14 protein-coding genes are annotated in these 17,866 nt (G+C 34.3%); 3 read left to right on the top strand and 11 right to left on the bottom strand.

The window, feature by feature from the left end:
• Window position 1: 1 nt before the first annotated feature.
• The 11 genes from B7695_RS08300 to B7695_RS08250 form a co-directional block, all read right to left on the bottom strand.
• Entirely contained in the window at window positions 2-985 is a 984-nt protein-coding gene (locus tag B7695_RS08300) for a DNA cytosine methyltransferase (RefSeq protein WP_084891032.1), read from the bottom strand.
• A gap of 126 nt (window positions 986-1,111) precedes the next feature.
• Window positions 1,112-1,405 carry a DUF5960 family protein gene (locus tag B7695_RS08295; RefSeq protein ID WP_084891031.1) on the bottom strand — a complete coding sequence of 98 codons (294 nt, stop codon included), beginning with the start codon at window positions 1,403-1,405 and terminating at the stop codon, window positions 1,112-1,114.
• Window positions 1,398-1,760, bottom strand: a complete 363-nt coding sequence (locus tag B7695_RS08290; RefSeq protein WP_084891029.1) for a hypothetical protein — start codon at window positions 1,758-1,760, stop codon at window positions 1,398-1,400. Before B7695_RS08290 ends, B7695_RS08295 begins: the two co-directional genes overlap by 8 nt.
• Window positions 1,757-3,172 carry a Y-family DNA polymerase gene (locus tag B7695_RS08285; protein WP_084891027.1) on the bottom strand — a complete coding sequence of 472 codons (1,416 nt, stop codon included), beginning with the start codon at window positions 3,170-3,172 and terminating at the stop codon, window positions 1,757-1,759. The genes B7695_RS08290 and B7695_RS08285 overlap by 4 nt, the downstream gene beginning before the upstream one ends.
• 3 nt (window positions 3,173-3,175) lie before the next feature.
• Window positions 3,176-3,862, bottom strand: coding sequence for an XRE family transcriptional regulator (locus tag B7695_RS08280; RefSeq protein WP_084891024.1), 687 nt, complete (start codon window positions 3,860-3,862; stop codon window positions 3,176-3,178).
• Between the two features lie 417 nt (window positions 3,863-4,279).
• Window positions 4,280-5,689, bottom strand: coding sequence for a peptide MFS transporter (locus tag B7695_RS08275; RefSeq protein WP_419991790.1), 1,410 nt, complete (start codon window positions 5,687-5,689; stop codon window positions 4,280-4,282).
• Between the two features lie 458 nt (window positions 5,690-6,147).
• Window positions 6,148-8,361 (bottom strand): glycoside hydrolase family 31 protein, encoded by a 2,214-nt coding sequence (locus tag B7695_RS08270; RefSeq protein ID WP_084891022.1) that lies wholly within the window; start codon window positions 8,359-8,361, stop codon window positions 6,148-6,150.
• A complete protein-coding gene (locus B7695_RS08265; RefSeq protein ID WP_084891020.1) occupies window positions 8,358-9,002 on the bottom strand; it encodes a DUF624 domain-containing protein in 645 nt (214 codons plus the stop codon). Before B7695_RS08265 ends, B7695_RS08270 begins: the two co-directional genes overlap by 4 nt.
• A 204-nt stretch (window positions 9,003-9,206) precedes the next feature.
• Entirely contained in the window at window positions 9,207-10,772 is a 1,566-nt protein-coding gene (locus tag B7695_RS08260) for a type 2 periplasmic-binding domain-containing protein (protein WP_084891018.1), read from the bottom strand.
• A gap of 9 nt (window positions 10,773-10,781) precedes the next feature.
• A complete protein-coding gene (locus B7695_RS08255; protein WP_000870790.1) occupies window positions 10,782-11,678 on the bottom strand; it encodes a carbohydrate ABC transporter permease in 897 nt (298 codons plus the stop codon).
• Window positions 11,679-11,695: 17 nt separating this feature from the next.
• The gene (locus tag B7695_RS08250) at window positions 11,696-12,613 is read right to left on the bottom strand and encodes an ABC transporter permease (RefSeq protein WP_084891016.1); all 918 of its coding nucleotides are present in this window, start codon (window positions 12,611-12,613) and stop codon (window positions 11,696-11,698) included.
• A gap of 202 nt (window positions 12,614-12,815) precedes the next feature.
• Here B7695_RS08250 and B7695_RS08245 point away from each other — a divergent pair, with 202 nt between their 5' ends.
• From B7695_RS08245 to B7695_RS08235, 3 genes are all read left to right on the top strand, one after another.
• Complete coding sequence (locus B7695_RS08245) at window positions 12,816-14,486, top strand: sensor histidine kinase (RefSeq protein WP_084891013.1); 1,671 nt, start codon at window positions 12,816-12,818, stop codon at window positions 14,484-14,486.
• Window positions 14,467-16,005: a response regulator transcription factor gene (locus tag B7695_RS08240; RefSeq protein WP_084891011.1), complete on the top strand. Its 1,539-nt coding sequence runs from the start codon at window positions 14,467-14,469 to the stop codon at window positions 16,003-16,005. The genes B7695_RS08245 and B7695_RS08240 overlap by 20 nt, the downstream gene beginning before the upstream one ends.
• A gap of 396 nt (window positions 16,006-16,401) precedes the next feature.
• Window positions 16,402-17,610: an ATP-binding protein gene (locus B7695_RS08235; protein WP_084891009.1), complete on the top strand. Its 1,209-nt coding sequence runs from the start codon at window positions 16,402-16,404 to the stop codon at window positions 17,608-17,610.
• The last annotated feature ends 256 nt before the right edge of the window (window positions 17,611-17,866 follow it).

The raw sequence follows: 17,866 nt of genomic DNA, 5'->3' as shown, positions 1-17,866 counted from the left end.
TTTATTTCTCCTCTAAACTTCTTTTTACCTCAGTTGCAATTGCATAGCTTAATTTGGGTGGAACTGCATTACCAATTTGTTGTTGAATGTTTATACTGCTACCTTCAAAAACAAATTCATCTGGAAAGCTTTGTAAACGTGCTAACTCTCTAGGTGTTAAGGCTCGGTTTTGATTGTAGTGAAAAACCTTTCTCATATCTCCAGTTACTGTAACAGCAGGTTGATTACTGTCATAACGGATGTATTTTCTGATATCTCCAGATTTCGGCCGAATTTCAATTGGAATACTATTTCGGTCTCCGCCATCTTTAACATAAGACATTTTTTCAAGCATTTGCTGACTATGTTTCATAGCAAAATGATTGGGAACTTCACTCTCTTCTCCACTTTGTAACGGAGGTAAATCATCAATAGCTTCTTTCACGGTCATATAATCAGACAAAGTTTTTTCTGGATAAAAGAAGTCTTGTCCTAGTGTTCCTACAACAAAAATTCTTTGTCTTTTTTGAGGAACTCCATAATCTGCAGCCTGAAGAACTTGATACTGGACTTCATATCCAATGTCCTCAAATGATTTCTTTACTTCTTCAATTGTTTTACCTTTATTATGACTTGCCATACGTGCAACATTCTCCATTACAAAGACCGAAGGTTTCAGAAAGGATACAACTCTGACAAATTCTTTAAATAAATAGTTTCGCTCGTCCTCAACGAAAGTTCGACCGATGTTGCCCGCAAGACTAAATCCTTGACAGGGCGGACCACCAATAACAACATCAATCTTTTTCCCTTCAGAAAGTTTCAAAATTTCCTCATCGTTAAGAGTTTTAATATCAGCTACAATCAATTTGTTTTGAGGGAAATTTCTTTGATAAGTTTTAGAGATTTGTGGATCATATTCTACCGCAAATACATTCTTAAAACCAGCTTCTTCAAATCCTAAGCCTAATCCTCCTGCTCCCGAAAAAAGTTCAACATAATTCATGATTTTCTCCAATTCATAAGCTGTATTTTAGATTTCAATTTTAATTTTTTCGAGTACTTAAGAGAAATCTGTGTTTCTCCCATTATACCAGAAATTGAATTTCTTTAACAACGTAAAAATTCTCTTTTATAGCATCTGAGTAAACACCTTCAAATACTGATACTTCTTAACCATCTTACTTTCATCGCTCATTTCAATTTTGAAGCAGAAATAGTAATCTCGTCCGTCTTTGCTATTCTCCTTATTGAGTTTGAAATAGTTCTTTTGGCTCATGGCCATTTCTCTGAGTATATCATCAGTGAGGAATGTCAATGGTACATCCATAGCTGAATACTTGTAGAAGTCCTCTTCAAAACGAATATAGTCATCTGAAAAATAATCCATCTGCAGTTTGTTTTCATACAGCTCTTTTCTAGTCATAAACTCCCTCCTCCCACAGCCGAATTTCTAGGATATCTGCAACCTCTATCAACCTATATCCCTCGTTTGTCCTAATAGATAGAGTCTGAGGTGATAACTCTCTCACCACACCGATGATAGTCGCCTTCTGCTTCTTTTCCTTTACCACAAAACTTCCCTTAAGTTGACCAACATAAAGCTGAGAAAGTAAATGTAGTTTCTCAACTGGGTCCAAATCTATCGAAAAATCAACACGGTTTTTTTCTGCACTGAGCGAACTGGTGTGTTCTGAGAGGTAAAATCCCATCCACTTCTGCATACCTGGATCTTGATAATCTCGCGCAGATTGAAAAGGTAAATAAGAACGATCAATCATTGTAATCCATCTAATCCTCCAGCAGAATGTCCCCCAATCAGCTTGCTTCTGGCAAGACTCCTAGAGGCTTCTTCCAGTGCATTGGCTCTTAAAAGAGAAGTAAAACCAAATTGTTCCCGAATGGAGTCAATGGCCGTCTGGAGCCTTTCTTCTTTTTCTAACTTGTCAACATCATCAAAGAGGGAAATCAAGCTAAAGGACTCATCCACAAAGCCTGAATAGTTGACTCCGACACTTCTGACCGCTCCAGAAGTGTATTTATTATAAAATAACTTCAAAACATGATCTGTTAAGACAGCTGTATTATTGGTCGGTTCGACCTTCATTTGTGTGTGAATAGACGGCCTAACTTCCTGTTTAGAGAAACCGACATAGATAGAGACAAGGGTTGTTTTCTTTCCAGACCTTCTCAATCTAATAGCCACCTGCTCCGCCATTTCTCGAAGAATAATTTCAATATCCCGTAGCTTCACGTAGTCTCTAGGTAGGATTTGAGAATTTCCCAAACCTTGGGACTTAGCTTTATAGGGCTTATGAACATTACTCTCATCAATCCCGTTAGCATGAAACCACAAACGCAGACCAGCCTGACCGAGAACTTTCTGTAGCTGGTCTGGATTGCTGGTAGCCAATTCTTTGATGGAACAAATCCCCAAGGCATTCAAGCGTTTCTCCATCCGCCTGCCAATCCCCCAAAAATCCGTCATCTTGGGAATGGACCAGACCTTCTCTTCCACATCCTGGTAAGACCAGTTGGCCCTCATGGTCGGAGTGTGCTTGGCTTCATTATCCAGAGCCAACTTGGCCAGTAAAGGATTGGCATTTGACATGCCCACTGTAGAGTAGATCCCTGTCTGCCTCCAAATATCCCTCTGCATACGAGCAGAAAGCATATCCAGCTTGTCTTTGCGAGAGAGACTCTTATCTGGGATGAAATAGTTGAGCGAACTAGTCAGGTCAATAAAGCCCTCATCAATAGAGTAAGGATAAATATCATCTGGACTGCCATAGTTTTGAAAGATTCGCTGGATTTCCATATTGACTGCGATGTACTCATCCATCCTAGGTGGCACAATCAAGGTCACTTGAGCCCAATCTTCGATGTAACGAACATAGTCTGAGTCGGTAGGTAGTCCTTGCTTTCGAGCATTGTAATAGGAAAATTTGCGGGTCTTGATATCAAAGGGCAGATCATAGGCTCGACCAACATTTGACTTGCCAAAAATCTTCTTAAACATGGGAGAGGAGGCTAGGATAAGACCAGTTGAATTATCCGCGCGACTCATGACACAAAGCGAGGTTTTCAGCGGATGCAAGCCCCTTTTCACACACTCAACACTGGCATAAAAGGATTTCATATCGACAAAGGCGATGTCACTTTTAGACTCTCGGGAATAATCAAAGTAGCCCATAGGCTAGCCCTCCATCGGCACAAAGTTCCCAACGATAATCCCCACAATCCGAGGATCTTCCTCATAGGAGATGAAAATGTCCTTGTATTTAGGATTGATAGAGACTAGACGCAAGCCATCTTCCTCTCGATAAACCCGTTTGATATAGGTCTGGTTGTTGCAAACCACTGCATAAACCGCCCCATCATAGTCAAATCCTGTCTCTCGAATCAGAGCTACTGAACCATTTTGGTATTTAGGTTCCATGGAGTCCCCAGACACCCATGACGCAAAATCATGAGCCAACTCCTCATTAAAGTAAACCGTATCAAAATTCTGATCATCGTAGACCGAAGCCCCAATCCCTGCTGACATGCGTTCATAAACACGGTACTCGTAGAGACGCTCTGGAATAGCTGTTACTTTTTGGGCTTGCTCCTCTTGAGATAGGTTGCGAGCATAGAGAACAACCTTCTCCTGCCCTTGCTTGGAGAGACTATGGTAGAGACGGACAATCTCGATCTGAGTAAAATATCCTTTTGGTACTTTTAAAATATTCTCTAGCTGGGCTACCTTCTCCTTAGACGGTTCTTTTATCCCACGTTCCCAAGCTGAGTAAGCCTGGAAACTAATCCCAAGTTGCTCTGCAATTTCCTTCTGTGTCAGTTTTAACTCTTTCCTACGAGCCTTTAATTTTTCTGGCTGATACATACTTCACCTCCTATTATGATACTTTAATGGACATTATCTCCCTTAGAAAGACTAATCGATACTTGAAGCCATATTTTTAAAATTCAACCAATATAGTTTAGTTTTATTATATAAAAAAAGTAGACAAATGTCCACTAGGAAAAACAGAAACATCGTGAGTTTTATACTCAATGAAAATCAAAGAGCAAACTAGGAAACTAGCCACAGGTTGCTCAAAACACTGTTTTGAGGTTGTAGATAAGACTGACGAAGTCAGTCACATATATACGGCAAGGCGACGTTGACGCGGTTTGAATTTGATTTTCGAAGAGTATTAATCAAACTAAAAGGACCTAGCCCTATACAATACAGAACTAAATCCTTTGAATAAATAATTGATCTAACTTTTAAAATCCCTACAGAAATTCCAGTTTTTCTCTATTTGATACCAGACATTAGTTTTTCAATACGTGGAACGTAGAAGAGTAGGATAATACCGAATACAATCGTAATTCCTCCAACAATTCCATAGTAAGCTACTTCAGTTTCGCTTGTATAAAATTTTACAATTTGAGCATTGATAGCTTGGGCAGCTGCATTACTCAAGAACCAGATAGACATCATTTGTGCTTGGAAGGACTTTGGTGCTAGCTTATTAGTGACTGATAGACCAATCGGCGAAATCAACATTTCACCCACAATCACAATAGCCCAACTCATAATCAACCAGAAAGGACTGACCTTAACATCTGTCCCAAAGAACATCCCTGGTAACATCATCCACAAGAAGGATAAACCCGCCGCAAATAAACCGTAAGCAAATTTCTTAGCGGAGGATGGTTGCTTTTTACCCATTTTCCCCCACAACCACGCAAAAATCGGCACATAAATCATAATGAAAAGGGGATTGATACTTTGGAAAAAGCTAGATGGAAAATGAATCTGATTCCCAAATACATTAAAGTAAAGTTGAGTTTGATCATCCGCAAATAGAGCGAGAACAACAGAACCCTGCTCCTCAATAGACCAGAAGAGTACTCCAGCGATAAATAGAGGAATGTAGGCAAATACTCGAGATCTTTCAGTGGCAGTTATTTTCTGACTAGATAAAATCTTAAAGAAATAGTAGATTGGAATGATTACCGCAATCACTGTAAAGATATTAACAATCATATCCACGTTAAACTGGTGAGTAAAGACTAAACCTATAACCACCAGAATAACCATGACAAGTGTAATCAGCAAGCGTTTAATCAAGGTCTGCTGGTCCTTCTGTGAAAGTGGATCAGTGGGGTAAAGACTTGATTCAGGCAGGTATTTCTTCCCATCCAAAACATACTTCACTAGACCAAAGAACATCCCAATAGCAGCTAATGAGAAACCTAGATGGAAATTGACTTCCTGACCTAGATAACCCACTAGATAAGGGGCAACGAAGGCACCTAAGTTAATACCAAAGACAAAGATACTAAAACCTGCATCCCGTCTATCATCCTCTTTCTCATAAATTCCCCCCACCATATCTGAGATATTGGGTTTTAAAAATCCAGTACCAAAGATAATCAAAGCAATAGAAAGATAGAGAGCCACTTGTCCAAAAGGTGTTGCCAAAGCAATATGCCCTAGCATAATCAGAATCCCACCGTAAAAGACAGTCTTACGACTTCCTAAAATACGGTCACTGACAAAACCACCGATAACCGAGGACAAAAATACCAGCGAGCCATAAATCGCCATAACCGATGCAGCTGTGGTCTTATCCATTCCCAATCCACCATCTTGCACACTATAGTACATATAGTAAAGTAGGATAGCTCGCATTCCATAGTAAGAAAAGCGTTCCCACATTTCTGTAAAGAAGAGGGTGGACAAGCCCATAGGATGTCCAAAAAATGTTTTCTGTTTTTCCATATATATTCTCCTTTAACGATATAATAATTCATTTTACAGAATTTTCAAATAAATGTCAAACAAATCCTGTTTGTTTTAGAAAATTTCTGAAAAAATCACACGTCTCATACTTAATTCCATCATAAAACTCCATTTCAGACTAACTTCCACTTCGGTCAGGCAAGCGAAAGTTACTTTGAAAAATCACCTTTAAAAATTTGCTCTTATTTAGTTGAAAAATGTTTTAAACCTCGAAACATACTTATCCTCTCCTCTTCAGTAAACAAAAAACATCCCTATGCCAAACTTGTAATTACTAAAATACAAGCCAATAAGCATAGAGATGTAAAACTGTTACACATTAAAAAATAATAATTAGCAATCAAAGAATAGAAATTGTGTACGAAATGTCTCAATTAGTTTTCGCTAGTAAATATCATTTCCAACAAACGCCCTCTCAATTCCTTATCCTGATGATGCAAGATATTCATTAACTCATGAGAATTTTTGGCATTGATGAATTGATTTAACAATCTATCTTTTAATTCATATGGAAGAGAAGCCGTCTTTAGTAGTCTGAAAACTTCGTCATTTAGGGATGTCCTTTTATGATCTTTCCATTCAAATCTAGCTGTAGTATTCTTATTTGGCAATTCAATCATAGACACATTCGTTCCTTTAAAATGAATTCTATGTTTTCTATTGCTTGGAACGATACTAGAATCTCCTTGTAATGCTAACTCTACTATTCCCATTTCCCAATCGATTGATAATCTTGTTTTATATCTTTGACCATTTTGATCTTCAATCATTTCAAAAGAATGTTGTTTGCCTGGGAATACATACCAATCTACAACTTCAGGTAAATCAACACCCATATCTATCTCGGAACCAACCAAAGGAATGATTGCACCACTTTTTGCAAACACAGGTATAGTCGAAATGTCTCTATAAACACTTAACTTCACACCACCTGTATATTTTTTCTCTGAAAAGAAGTCATACCATTCACCTTCAGGGAACCATACATCCACTTTTGCAGATTGGAATGCCAAATCCATCTTTTCTACAATGGGAGCCACCATCAGTTCTGTTCCAAAAAAGTATTGATTTGGAACATTATAACTCTCATCATTCTCTGGGTAGAAATAATACATTGGGCTGATTAATGGGGCACCTTCCTCGTGTGTCTGTACATTCATAGTGTATAGATAGGGAATCATCTGATGTCTCAAACGAAGGTATTTCTTCATAATCTTAGATGTTGTTTCTGAAAAAAACCAAGGTTCTTTACTATTAAAAGGACTTCTAGAACTATGTAATCGAGTGATCGGACTAAAAACGCCAAACTGTAGCCATCTGGTTTGTAGCTCTTCGTCATAATCCCCCAGCATGTGCCCACCGATATCATGACTCCACCAACTATAACCGATATTAGATGCTGTCGCTGTAAAATAAGGTTGAAATCTTAAGGAATTCCAACTAATAATGGTATCTCCTGAAAAACCAACAGGGTATCGGTGACTGCCCGGTCCTGCATATCTTGATAAAATCAAACCACCTTCTGCATTTTTACAACTATCCTGATAGTGATAATGGTTTAAAAGCCATAGTGGATCCAACATGCCTTGTGTCCCCTGTTGCCAGTCAATCCACCAAAAATCTACTCCCTGCTTTTCTAGCTCATAATGAACATCTTTAAAGTAGGCTTCCCTAAAAGAGGGATTAAAAAAATCAAAAATAGCAGGTTCTTCTAATTCTACATTTAACCCTAATCGTTTGGCGACTCGAGAATAAGCTTCTTCATAAGCCCGTATACCATCAGCAGGATGGACATTTAAAGAGAGTTTTAACTTTCTATCATGAAGTTGTTGCAATAACTGTTCTGGATTAGGTATTAAGTTTTTATTCCAACTATATCCTGTCCAGCCACTTCCAAAACGAGCTGGAATGTCAGTTATATGCCAATCCATATCTAACACACCGATAGATAATGGAATTTTCTCTGTTTCAAATCTGTCTATTAAATCCAAGTATTCATCCGACGTATAAGGCCAATATCTACTCCACCAATTGCCTAAAGCATATCTTGGCAACAAGGGTGTTGAACCAGTCAAATGGTAAAAGTCTCTGATTGCTCCTCTATAATCATGCCCATAGGCAAAGAAATACAGGTCAATTTGATTTTCTCTCTCAATATAACCAGACTGTTCATCCCAAATAAATCCTTTAGAATCATCCAATAAGGCTATACCATTTCGGCTAATAATTCCATCTTCTAACGAGATTGCTCCATCTGCCTCATCCAGAGTCCGAGCTGTTCCTTTTAACGTTTCAATAGATTCACCAAAATACCAGCGACTACCATATACAGCAAAATTTCCTTTTAATTCTATAAATAAATTTTCGGCGTTAAATTCTCCTTTATTAAAGTGCAAATGAAAATAGTCCGTCATAATATCTAGTACGTTTGATGTCTCGATATAATCTAACGAAACTTGGCCAAAATCTCTATTATAGATAAGTTGTGTCGTTCTATCCTCAAAACTTCCAGTTTGAGAGTATTCTAACCTTACTAGCTTGTCTGTTAATACAGAGATTCGATAAAACTCTCCCTTAAAAATTTTCAATTTGTTTCCCTCCTTTTAGTAAATTTCTTTACCTCATCAAACATTTTATTTGTTATCGTTACATTCATCAATCCACAAAAAGCAAATCCCCCAAATGTAAATACGTAAATAGCTGTTAAAACGCGTTCTGGACTACTAAAACTCATATATAGTACAGAAATATTAAATAAAACCAACATGATCGCTTGTATTGGATTTAACATACAAATTAATACGCTATTTACAATACTATTTTTTAGATTATCTTTAAATAGACCAATATAGGGAAAAATAACACTCATCAAAAGTATTATAACAAATAAAAAGGGCAACACTAACAATAAACTATACTCTGAAAGTAAACTTGAATAGCCCCAAAGACAATAGTTCACATATAAAAGTAATTCTATTAGGAGGATAAACAACCAAATAAAAGTTGACTGTTTAAAATTTTGTCTAAAGATCCGAAAATAATGATAAGCAATATCGGTATCTTTACCTTTTAAAATACGATACCACATTGTCGTAAGAGAAGTTAGTGATGCCCCAATTGTAACTATTGGAATACAACTAACAATAAATAGAGTATTTAAAATAATTAAATCTGTCAAAAAAGTTAAAATTCTAACCACTTTTCCATCTAATGAAAATAATTTTTGCATAATATATTCTCCATAAAATCAATCGTCTTAACTCTATATTTTAGAATGTCAGTTGCACAAAAATATTACCTAAATTATTTAAAAAACATTTCCAAATTTCTTTAAAAATTAGAATAAAGGAAGCGAGATAATTTGATGTTATCAGTCTCGCTTCCTGTAATTAGCTAGTCCCTTGTTTATACAACCAAGAGTTCATATAAAGTATTACTCTTTTACTTCTTTTTGGTAACGATTATATGCTTCCTGTTGAATCTTCATAAATTCGTCCAATCCCATATTCTTAAGAGTTTCTTTGTATGAGTCCCATTCTTTTTCTATGCCACCTTCAACTACCCATTTAGATGCTTGTTGTTTGACATAGGATTCAATACTCACATAGATTGATGATAATTTGTTAAGTTCTTCTTGTGAATAAATCACATTAGGGTAAGCTGGCAACGCAAATTGTTTCAAATCTTGGTCCATCTTCAATTTCAATCCATCACCTTGTGTTTGATCGATTTCTACGCGACTATTGATATCATCGCTTACGTATTTAGGACCAAAATCTCGAAGTGAATTAATCCATGCCCATTCATCAGCTGATTTACCATCTTTAGGAGGTAACACTTTAAACTTATCACCATTCTTTTCAGTAGCTATTCCAAATGATCCATAGAAATTCTGAATACTTGCTTCATCTGTATATAATTTATCCAACCATTTCAATAATTTAGCAGGGTTTTTGCTCTTATTTGTAATCAAAATTTCATTTCGACCATAGTTGTAATGATCTGGATCAGAAAAGACATATTGTTTACCATCCATACCTTTTAAAGCAGGTAGAGCAATATACTCACTTGAATGTAAGCCAAACGTTGCATCTGCTGTCCAACCACTAGAAACACCTACTCTAGATACTCCCTTATCCATACGTTTTGCTACACTCATAGAGGTATCTTCTGTAAAGATTTCCGGATCAATCAAACCTTTTTTATAAGATTCGTGCATTGCTGCAATCCCTTGTTTATAACTTTCTTCTGTACGAAGGTAGACTGATTTTCCATCTTTTACAGACATTTCATATGTATTATCTGCCCCTAAACGATTATTGAACGGAAGAATATATGAGAATGTTGGATCAAAGTTTCCTGCTCCGAATGGAATTTCATCAGAAGCATCTCCATTTCCGTTCGCATCTTTATCCTTAAATTCTTGTAGTACTTTTACTAAATCATCATAAGTTTCTGGAACCTTTAATCCTAAATTATCCAGCCACTTTTTATTAATAAATAGCTGATTAGCTACTGTAGGACGCATCGGCAATTTTTTAGGCAGGCTGTAGATATGACCATCTGGTGCAGTAATCATAGCTTTAATCTTAGGTTCTTTCTCCATAGCCTTAGTTAAATTAGGCATGTTTTCCTTGATTAAATCTTCCAATGGAATAAATAAAGATTGGTTCTGAGCAATTTCTGAATCTGTAAAAGCATTTGAACCTAAAAATGCATCTGGTAAATCTCCACTAGCAACCAACACAGATTTCTTATCTGCCCAATCTGCAGCTACAAGTGTATCCCATTTAACATCGATACCTGCTTCTTTGGCCGAATCTGTTAGAAAACCTTTATGATAATCTTCCCCCCAGTCAGACCAACGAACAGTTGTGATTTTATAAGAATCTTCTCCAGACTTATCGTCCTTATTCGCATTATTGGAATTTGCACAGGCTGTTAAGCCAGCAAGTGTAACTGTTCCTAAGAACAAATATGTAAATGATTTATTTTTCATGTTTTTCTCCTATTCTTTCAAGGCTCCAATCATTACGCCTTGATTAAAATATTTTTGAACAAAGGGATACAACAACATAATCGGAGCGGTTGAAATAACAATTGCTGCATATTTCATCATATCAGCTTTGATACGAAGATCTGATGCAACTTCTCCTGTTGCTTGCGATTGTAACATTTGATTACTAATTAGTAAACGTCGTAAAATTAATTGCAATGGCTGTAAATTTTCATTCGTTAAATAAATTAAAGCATTAAACCACGAATTCCAAATACCAACTGCAGTCCAAAGTCCAATAACTGCTATAATAGCTTTTGATAACGGAACAACTATTTTAATAAAATAACGAATTGTACCACAGCCATCAATTTGCGCAGCCTCCCACATCCCGTCTGGAATACTATTATTAAAGAAAGTTCTAGCAACAATAATATTGTATGATGAAACTGCAAAAGGTATTACCATTACCCAAAATGTATCAATCAAGCCTACATTCTTTACTGTTAAGTAGGTAGGAATCAAGCCACCTGATACAAACATAGGGATTATGTATAGAATACTCATCCACTTTCTACCAACTAATTCTTTTCTAGATAAAGCATAACCAGCTGGAATATTGACTACTAAAGCAACTAAGGTACCAACAACAGTATATAAAATTGTATTTAAATAGCTACGCAAAAATAAAGGTTGTTGAATAAGACGTAAATATCCATCTAATTTCCATTCTCTTGGAATAAACCATACCTTCCCGTTTGCAACATCTGAAGGATTACTAAAAGATGCAATCACTACAAACCATAACGGATAAACAATTAACAGGATGAGGAAAATTGCTAAACCATAGGTAACTATATCAAATAATAATTCAGAGTTTGTTTTTCTTGATTTATGAAACCATTTCACCTTGAGCACTCCTTCCTTTAAAAAAGACCCGTTCTAGTATATCTTTTCGAGAACCAGTTAACAGATAACAAAATTATTAGATTGACTACGGTGTTAAATAACCCTATAGCTGTCGAATAACTATACTGAAAGTTCACCATACCAACTTTATAAACATAGGTCGAAATTATCTCACTTCCTGCTAAATTAAGAGGATTCTGTAATAGTAACACTTTCTCAAACCCTACACTTAATAAACTACCTGCTCTTAATATTAGTAAAATCATAGCAGTAGGCAAAAGTAATGGTAATTCTATATGCCGAATTTTTTGTAATCTAGAGGCACCATCCATAGTTGCAGCCTCATAATATGTAGGATCAATTGCAGAAAGCGCTGCCAGATAAATAATACTATCCCAACCAATATGTTGCCATACATCACTCCAAACATAAACAACCGCAAAATGACTAGGTTTTGATAAAAAATCTGGAATAGTAATTCCAACAGACTTAAATACATTCGCTAACAAACCACTAGTAGGAGATAAAAATAAGATGATCATCCCACACATAACCATTGTAGAGATAAAATGAGGTAAGTAAGTTGTCACTTGAAATATTTTTCTAAATTTCCCAACTCTTAACTGATTACTGATTATAGCTAGTATAATAGGTAAGGGGAATCCTACTACAATACTATAAAGTGAAATTTTTAATGTATTGAACATAGTTGTCCCGAATTGGAATGATGAGAAAAATTGAGTAAAGTACTTAAATCCTACCCACTGACTAGCAAAGATACCATTGGCTGGTGAATAGTCTTTAAATGCAATAATTAGTCCCAACATGGGAATATAGGAAAATAAAATTAATAGCAATATTGAAGGAAAAAGTAATATATATAACGGAATACTATGCTTTAATTTTATTTTATGAAGTTGAGATGCTACTTTCATGTTTTTCCTCCCATCTGATTTTCTACGATTATTTTACACCATATAGAATTCCCTTAATAGAACTTTTTGGACTAGGTTTATCAATTTTTCAGTTTTTTAATTTTAAAAACTATTACTTTTCCGACATCTTGATAAAACATATCTGTTTTGTTACATGATATCATATTTTCAAAGTGCTATAATTTTAAGAGGAGAATAGTATATGAAATTAAATCACGACTTATCAAAAAAACATTCCATTCATTTTTTCTTTAAACTCCTACTTGTACTACTATTGATAAATATTTTAATCAATATTGCTATGAGTAACATAACCAGAAATTTTATTAAAAACCAAAATATAGTACACCTACGTAGTTCAATTGAAATTTATGCTGACTCTGTTAATGAGAAATTGCATTCTGTAGAACGCTTTATGTACTCAACAATAACGCATAATGAATCTTTAGAGAAATTAAATCATGTACAAACGTTTCTTGACTATCAAGAAGATCTCAAAAAAGTTCAAACTAGCTTTACAGAGTTTGAATATCAAAATGAAACTCATATGACATTCTTATTAGAAACCGATAGTACTGATCATTTTATAAATGTCTCCAATCTTTATATTCCATATGAAGATTATCTACTGTTAAAATCAAATCTAAAATCATTGCGTAGTGATATAAGTGAGCGTAAATGGAAAAATGTAACTACTAAAAACAGCGAATACTTAGTTAAATCTGTTCATTACGAAGGAAAAATCATTTATGCTGTCATATCTTCAGAAGATATCCTAAAACCTCTAAGAAAACTTAATATTGGAAATAATGGTAAACTTTCTCTAAAAGAGCCTAACAATATCCCCTCCGAAAACTACCTGATTCATGCTCAAAATGAAAAAACGCATTTACCTTTCGATATTTATGTTTTAGTCGATTATGCCGAAGTCTTTAGAAATATCACACTTTTAGAAGTATTTTTATCAGCCGTTCCTATCATTATCACCATTTTATCAATCATCATTATCCTGTATATTCGTCAGTGGATGATTAAACCAATAACAAGACTCACTGAACGACTCTCTCAACTCGGGGACTCCATCCCCCCTTCTGAATTTTTTATATCTGAAGGTATACTAGAAATTGATAAGGCAAATGATAAACTTAATAAAGTAATATTTGATATGCAAGAATTAAAAATACGGGAATACCATTCACAACTAGAACTTAAGAAGATTGAGCTTAATTATCTTAAGAACCAAATTCGTCCGCATTTCTACTTAAATATGCTATCAATGATTCATAGTATGCTTCAAACAAAAAACTACAAGGAAATTGAAGAGTTAACTATCCTAACTTCAAATTATCTCCGTCATTTATTTATGGCTAATCAAGATTTTTCAGAACTCAAAGATGAAGTTCAGCATATTAAAGATTATTTAGAAATACAACGAATTCGATATGGAAATAGCATCTACTTTTCACTAAACTACAATGATGACCTACAAAATACTCTTGTCCCATCATTACTTTTACAAACATTTATTGAAAACACAATCAAACACGGTTTTTCATTTCAGGATTTATTTACAATTTTACTATCAATAAAAAAAGTACAAACTGAGGACTCAGATTATATTCAGATTTGTATCGAGGATAATGGTCCAGGTTTCTCTGAAGAAATTTTATCAAAACTAAATCAGAAACAGTCTCTAATAACAGAAGATGGACATCATATTGGGATCACAAACACCATCGAACGTTTAAATCTTCTCTATCCTAATGACTATAGTATTGCATTTGAGAATAATGAGGAAGGTGGGGCTAAAATTCTTTTACTTATTCCATACAAGATTATAGATGGAGGTTATAATGAACATCTTATTAGTTGATGACGATCGCTTTATCATTGAAGCTTTACGAGAGAAAATAAATTGGGCTAAACTACACATTGACACTGTTTATGTTGCCTATAGCCTCACTCAAGCTCAAAATATTATTAGAGAGCATCCCATTGATCTCATGATAAGCGATATAGAAATGCCTCAAGGCAGCGGCCTCGAACTCTTATCGTGGATTAGAAATGAAAAATATGATATAAAAACAATTTTTTTAACCAATTACGCCGACTTCAACTATGCTCAAAAAGCAATTGAATTACAAAGCTTCGAATACTATCTAAAACCCATTAACTTTGAAAAATTAGAATTTATTATTCAAAAAGCCATTAGTAAAATTGAGAATCATAACTTAAACGGAAAAAATGATGCACTTTTACAAATAGAAGATAACTTCTGGTATGATTACCTTAGAAAACCTCAAATTTCTCGCATTGATGAGCTAGAAAATATAGCAAGCAAACAAGATTTTATTCTTCAAAAACACCAGTATTTTTTTCTTGCAATTTTAACAATCAATCTTAATGAAGAAGATTATTCTGCAGAAACTCCATCATGGACTTCTCAACTAAAAAGAGAACTTCAAAGAATTTCACAACCTTCTTATAAGCTGATAAGTCTATTCAAGATGGAAAGCCAGGTTGATCAATATGTTTGTCTCTTTAGAGTAGACTCATCCAAACGTAGTGACAAATTGGCATATGAGATTCATTCTCAAATTTCTAATAACTTTAGTAAATACTCAAACATTATATATAAGAGTTGCCATAAAATATACGATATTTTATTTCATACCAAAGAACTCTACACTTATAATGAACAATATATTTCTTATTGGAATACTATTACATGTGTTCCACATAGTTTTCCAACTTCCTTTAAAACAGAAACTCTTTCAATTACGTTTTTAGATACCTTAAGTGAATACGAATTAAGAGAAAAAATTAATTCACTTGCTTATAATTCTCAAATTCCTACTTTCACACTACAACAAATTTTACTAGATTGGACTCAACAAATAGGAATATATCTAGATCAAAATGGAATCTCGGCACATAAATTGTTCCAAAACAGCACTCATGATTTCTTATTCCAACGACGCTTTCATTCAATTGAATCTTTTCAGGATTACTTTGATTATTACTGGTCACATGCTAAGAAATTTGCAACAAACATTGAAAACCAAAAAAATAGTATTCAACGCATCGTCGAATACATAGATCATCACTACTATGAAGATATAAATCGTTCTATATTAGCAGATATGGTTTATCTCAGCGCAGATCATTTAGCTAGAATTTTTAAAAAAGAAACTGGAGAAACTCTTGTTAAATATATAACGGATAAACGCATTAATGCTGCTAAATCTCTCCTATCTCAAACAAATATCTCGATATCACAAGTGTCTTGTCAAGTAGGGTATGATAATTATTCTTACTTTACTAAAATTTTTAAACAAAGGACTGGGCTTTCTCCTGGAGATTACCGTAAAACTTATCAAAACAAAATGTAAGTAATCTAAATCATTGAAATGATAAGTAAAATTCAAGGTCTGTAGTAATTTTTGACATTCTACAGTTTTTCCAAAGATAGCACCATAAACTTATTTGAAATTGCTGATAAGGTAACTTCTTAAAGAGGCAGTTTGAGAACAACAGCCAGTAAATATTTCTAGGATAAAACGTATACTATCAAGCTTTTACACTCCTGATAGTATACGCTTTTTATTTGAATACTTGCTACAAAACCTCACAATATTTACTATTATGACATACCAAAATGGACTATTTTTTAATTACAGAAAAACACTATTTCTAAATACTTAGAAATAATCAAATTAATTAAATATTATTTCTAAATATTTGAAAATAATGTCTATTTGTATTATACTATCTTTGAGGTATCTATTATGAACTATATTAAAAGACCACATTATTTAGATTTTTTAAGAAGACATCGTGACCGACAAATCATTAAGGTTGTGAGTGGAGTTAGACGAGCTGGTAAATCTGTGCTTTTTCAACTCTATAAAGAGGAGTTACTAGCAACTGGCGTAGACGAAGATCAGATTATATCTATCAATTTCGAAGATTTGAGTTACTATGACCTGCGACATTTTCAAACATTATTTACTTATATAAAAGAGCAGTTGGTTAGCGAGAAAACATACTATATCTTTTTAGATGAAATTCAACATGTTGAAAAATTTGAACTGGTAGCAGATAGTCTATTCATCTTGCCAAATGTTGACCTCTATTTGACTGGATCAAACGCTTACTTTATGAGTAGCCAATTAGCTACAAACTTGACTGGTCGGTATGTTGAGATAGAGGTTCTTCCTTTGTCATTTGAAGAATACCTATCAGGTCAATCTCTCTCAGAAAATCTGAATACAACAGAAATTTTTAACAATTATCTCTTTAGTGCTTTCCCTTACCTATTGCAAACATCATCTTACGCTGAAAAAATTGACTATCTCAGAGGAATATATAACTCAATACTGTTAAATGATATTGTAACTAGATTGGGAAATCCAAATCCTACTATTATTGAGCGCATTGTCCGAACCCTTCTCAGTAGTACAGGTAGCTTAATATCAACAAATAAGATTCGCAATACCCTAGTCAACCAAAATGTTTCAATATCCCATAATACTTTGGAAAATTATTTGACAACTTTGACAGATAGTTTACTTTTTTATTCCGTTCCACGTTTTGATGTAAAAGGTCGAGCATTATTGCAACGCTTAGAAAAATATTATCCCGTTGATTTAGGTTTACGACATCTCTTATTACCAGACCACAAGGAAGACATTGGGCATATCTTGGAAAATATGGTATATTTGGAATTAAGACGTAGATATTCACAAGTATATGTTGGTAATTTAGATAAATATGAGGTTGATTTTGTTGTTGTAACTGATCTTGGTCACTACGCTTATTATCAGGTCAGTGAAACAACACTTGCTCCAGAAACACTAGAAAGAGAACTTAGACCACTAGAAGCCATTAAAGATCAATTCCCAAAATATCTATTAACAATGGATACGATTCAGCCAACAGCCAATTACAATGGTATTGAGAAGAAAAATATCATAGATTGGTTACTAGAAAAGTAGATAAATATAAATCATGCAGCTAATTAGATTTGCAACAGTCTGTTATCAATGATTCTACCCAAACCTTAACAATATATAGTAAATTTAGAACACATTATCTAATATAGACACTTGAAAGATAAAATGGAATCTTTAACTTCTAGAAGTACTATTATTACTCAAAATGATGAATCTCCATAGAATTAATGAAACTATAAATCAAACGGAACTATAATGAAAAAGAGACCAAGCAATCAGGATTTAAAATCCTAAAAAA

Origin of the sequence: Streptococcus mitis (assembly GCF_002096845.1) — a bacterium.
GTDB lineage: Bacteria > Bacillota > Bacilli > Lactobacillales > Streptococcaceae > Streptococcus > Streptococcus mitis_A.
This window is presented reverse-complemented; position numbering and strand designations above follow the sequence as displayed.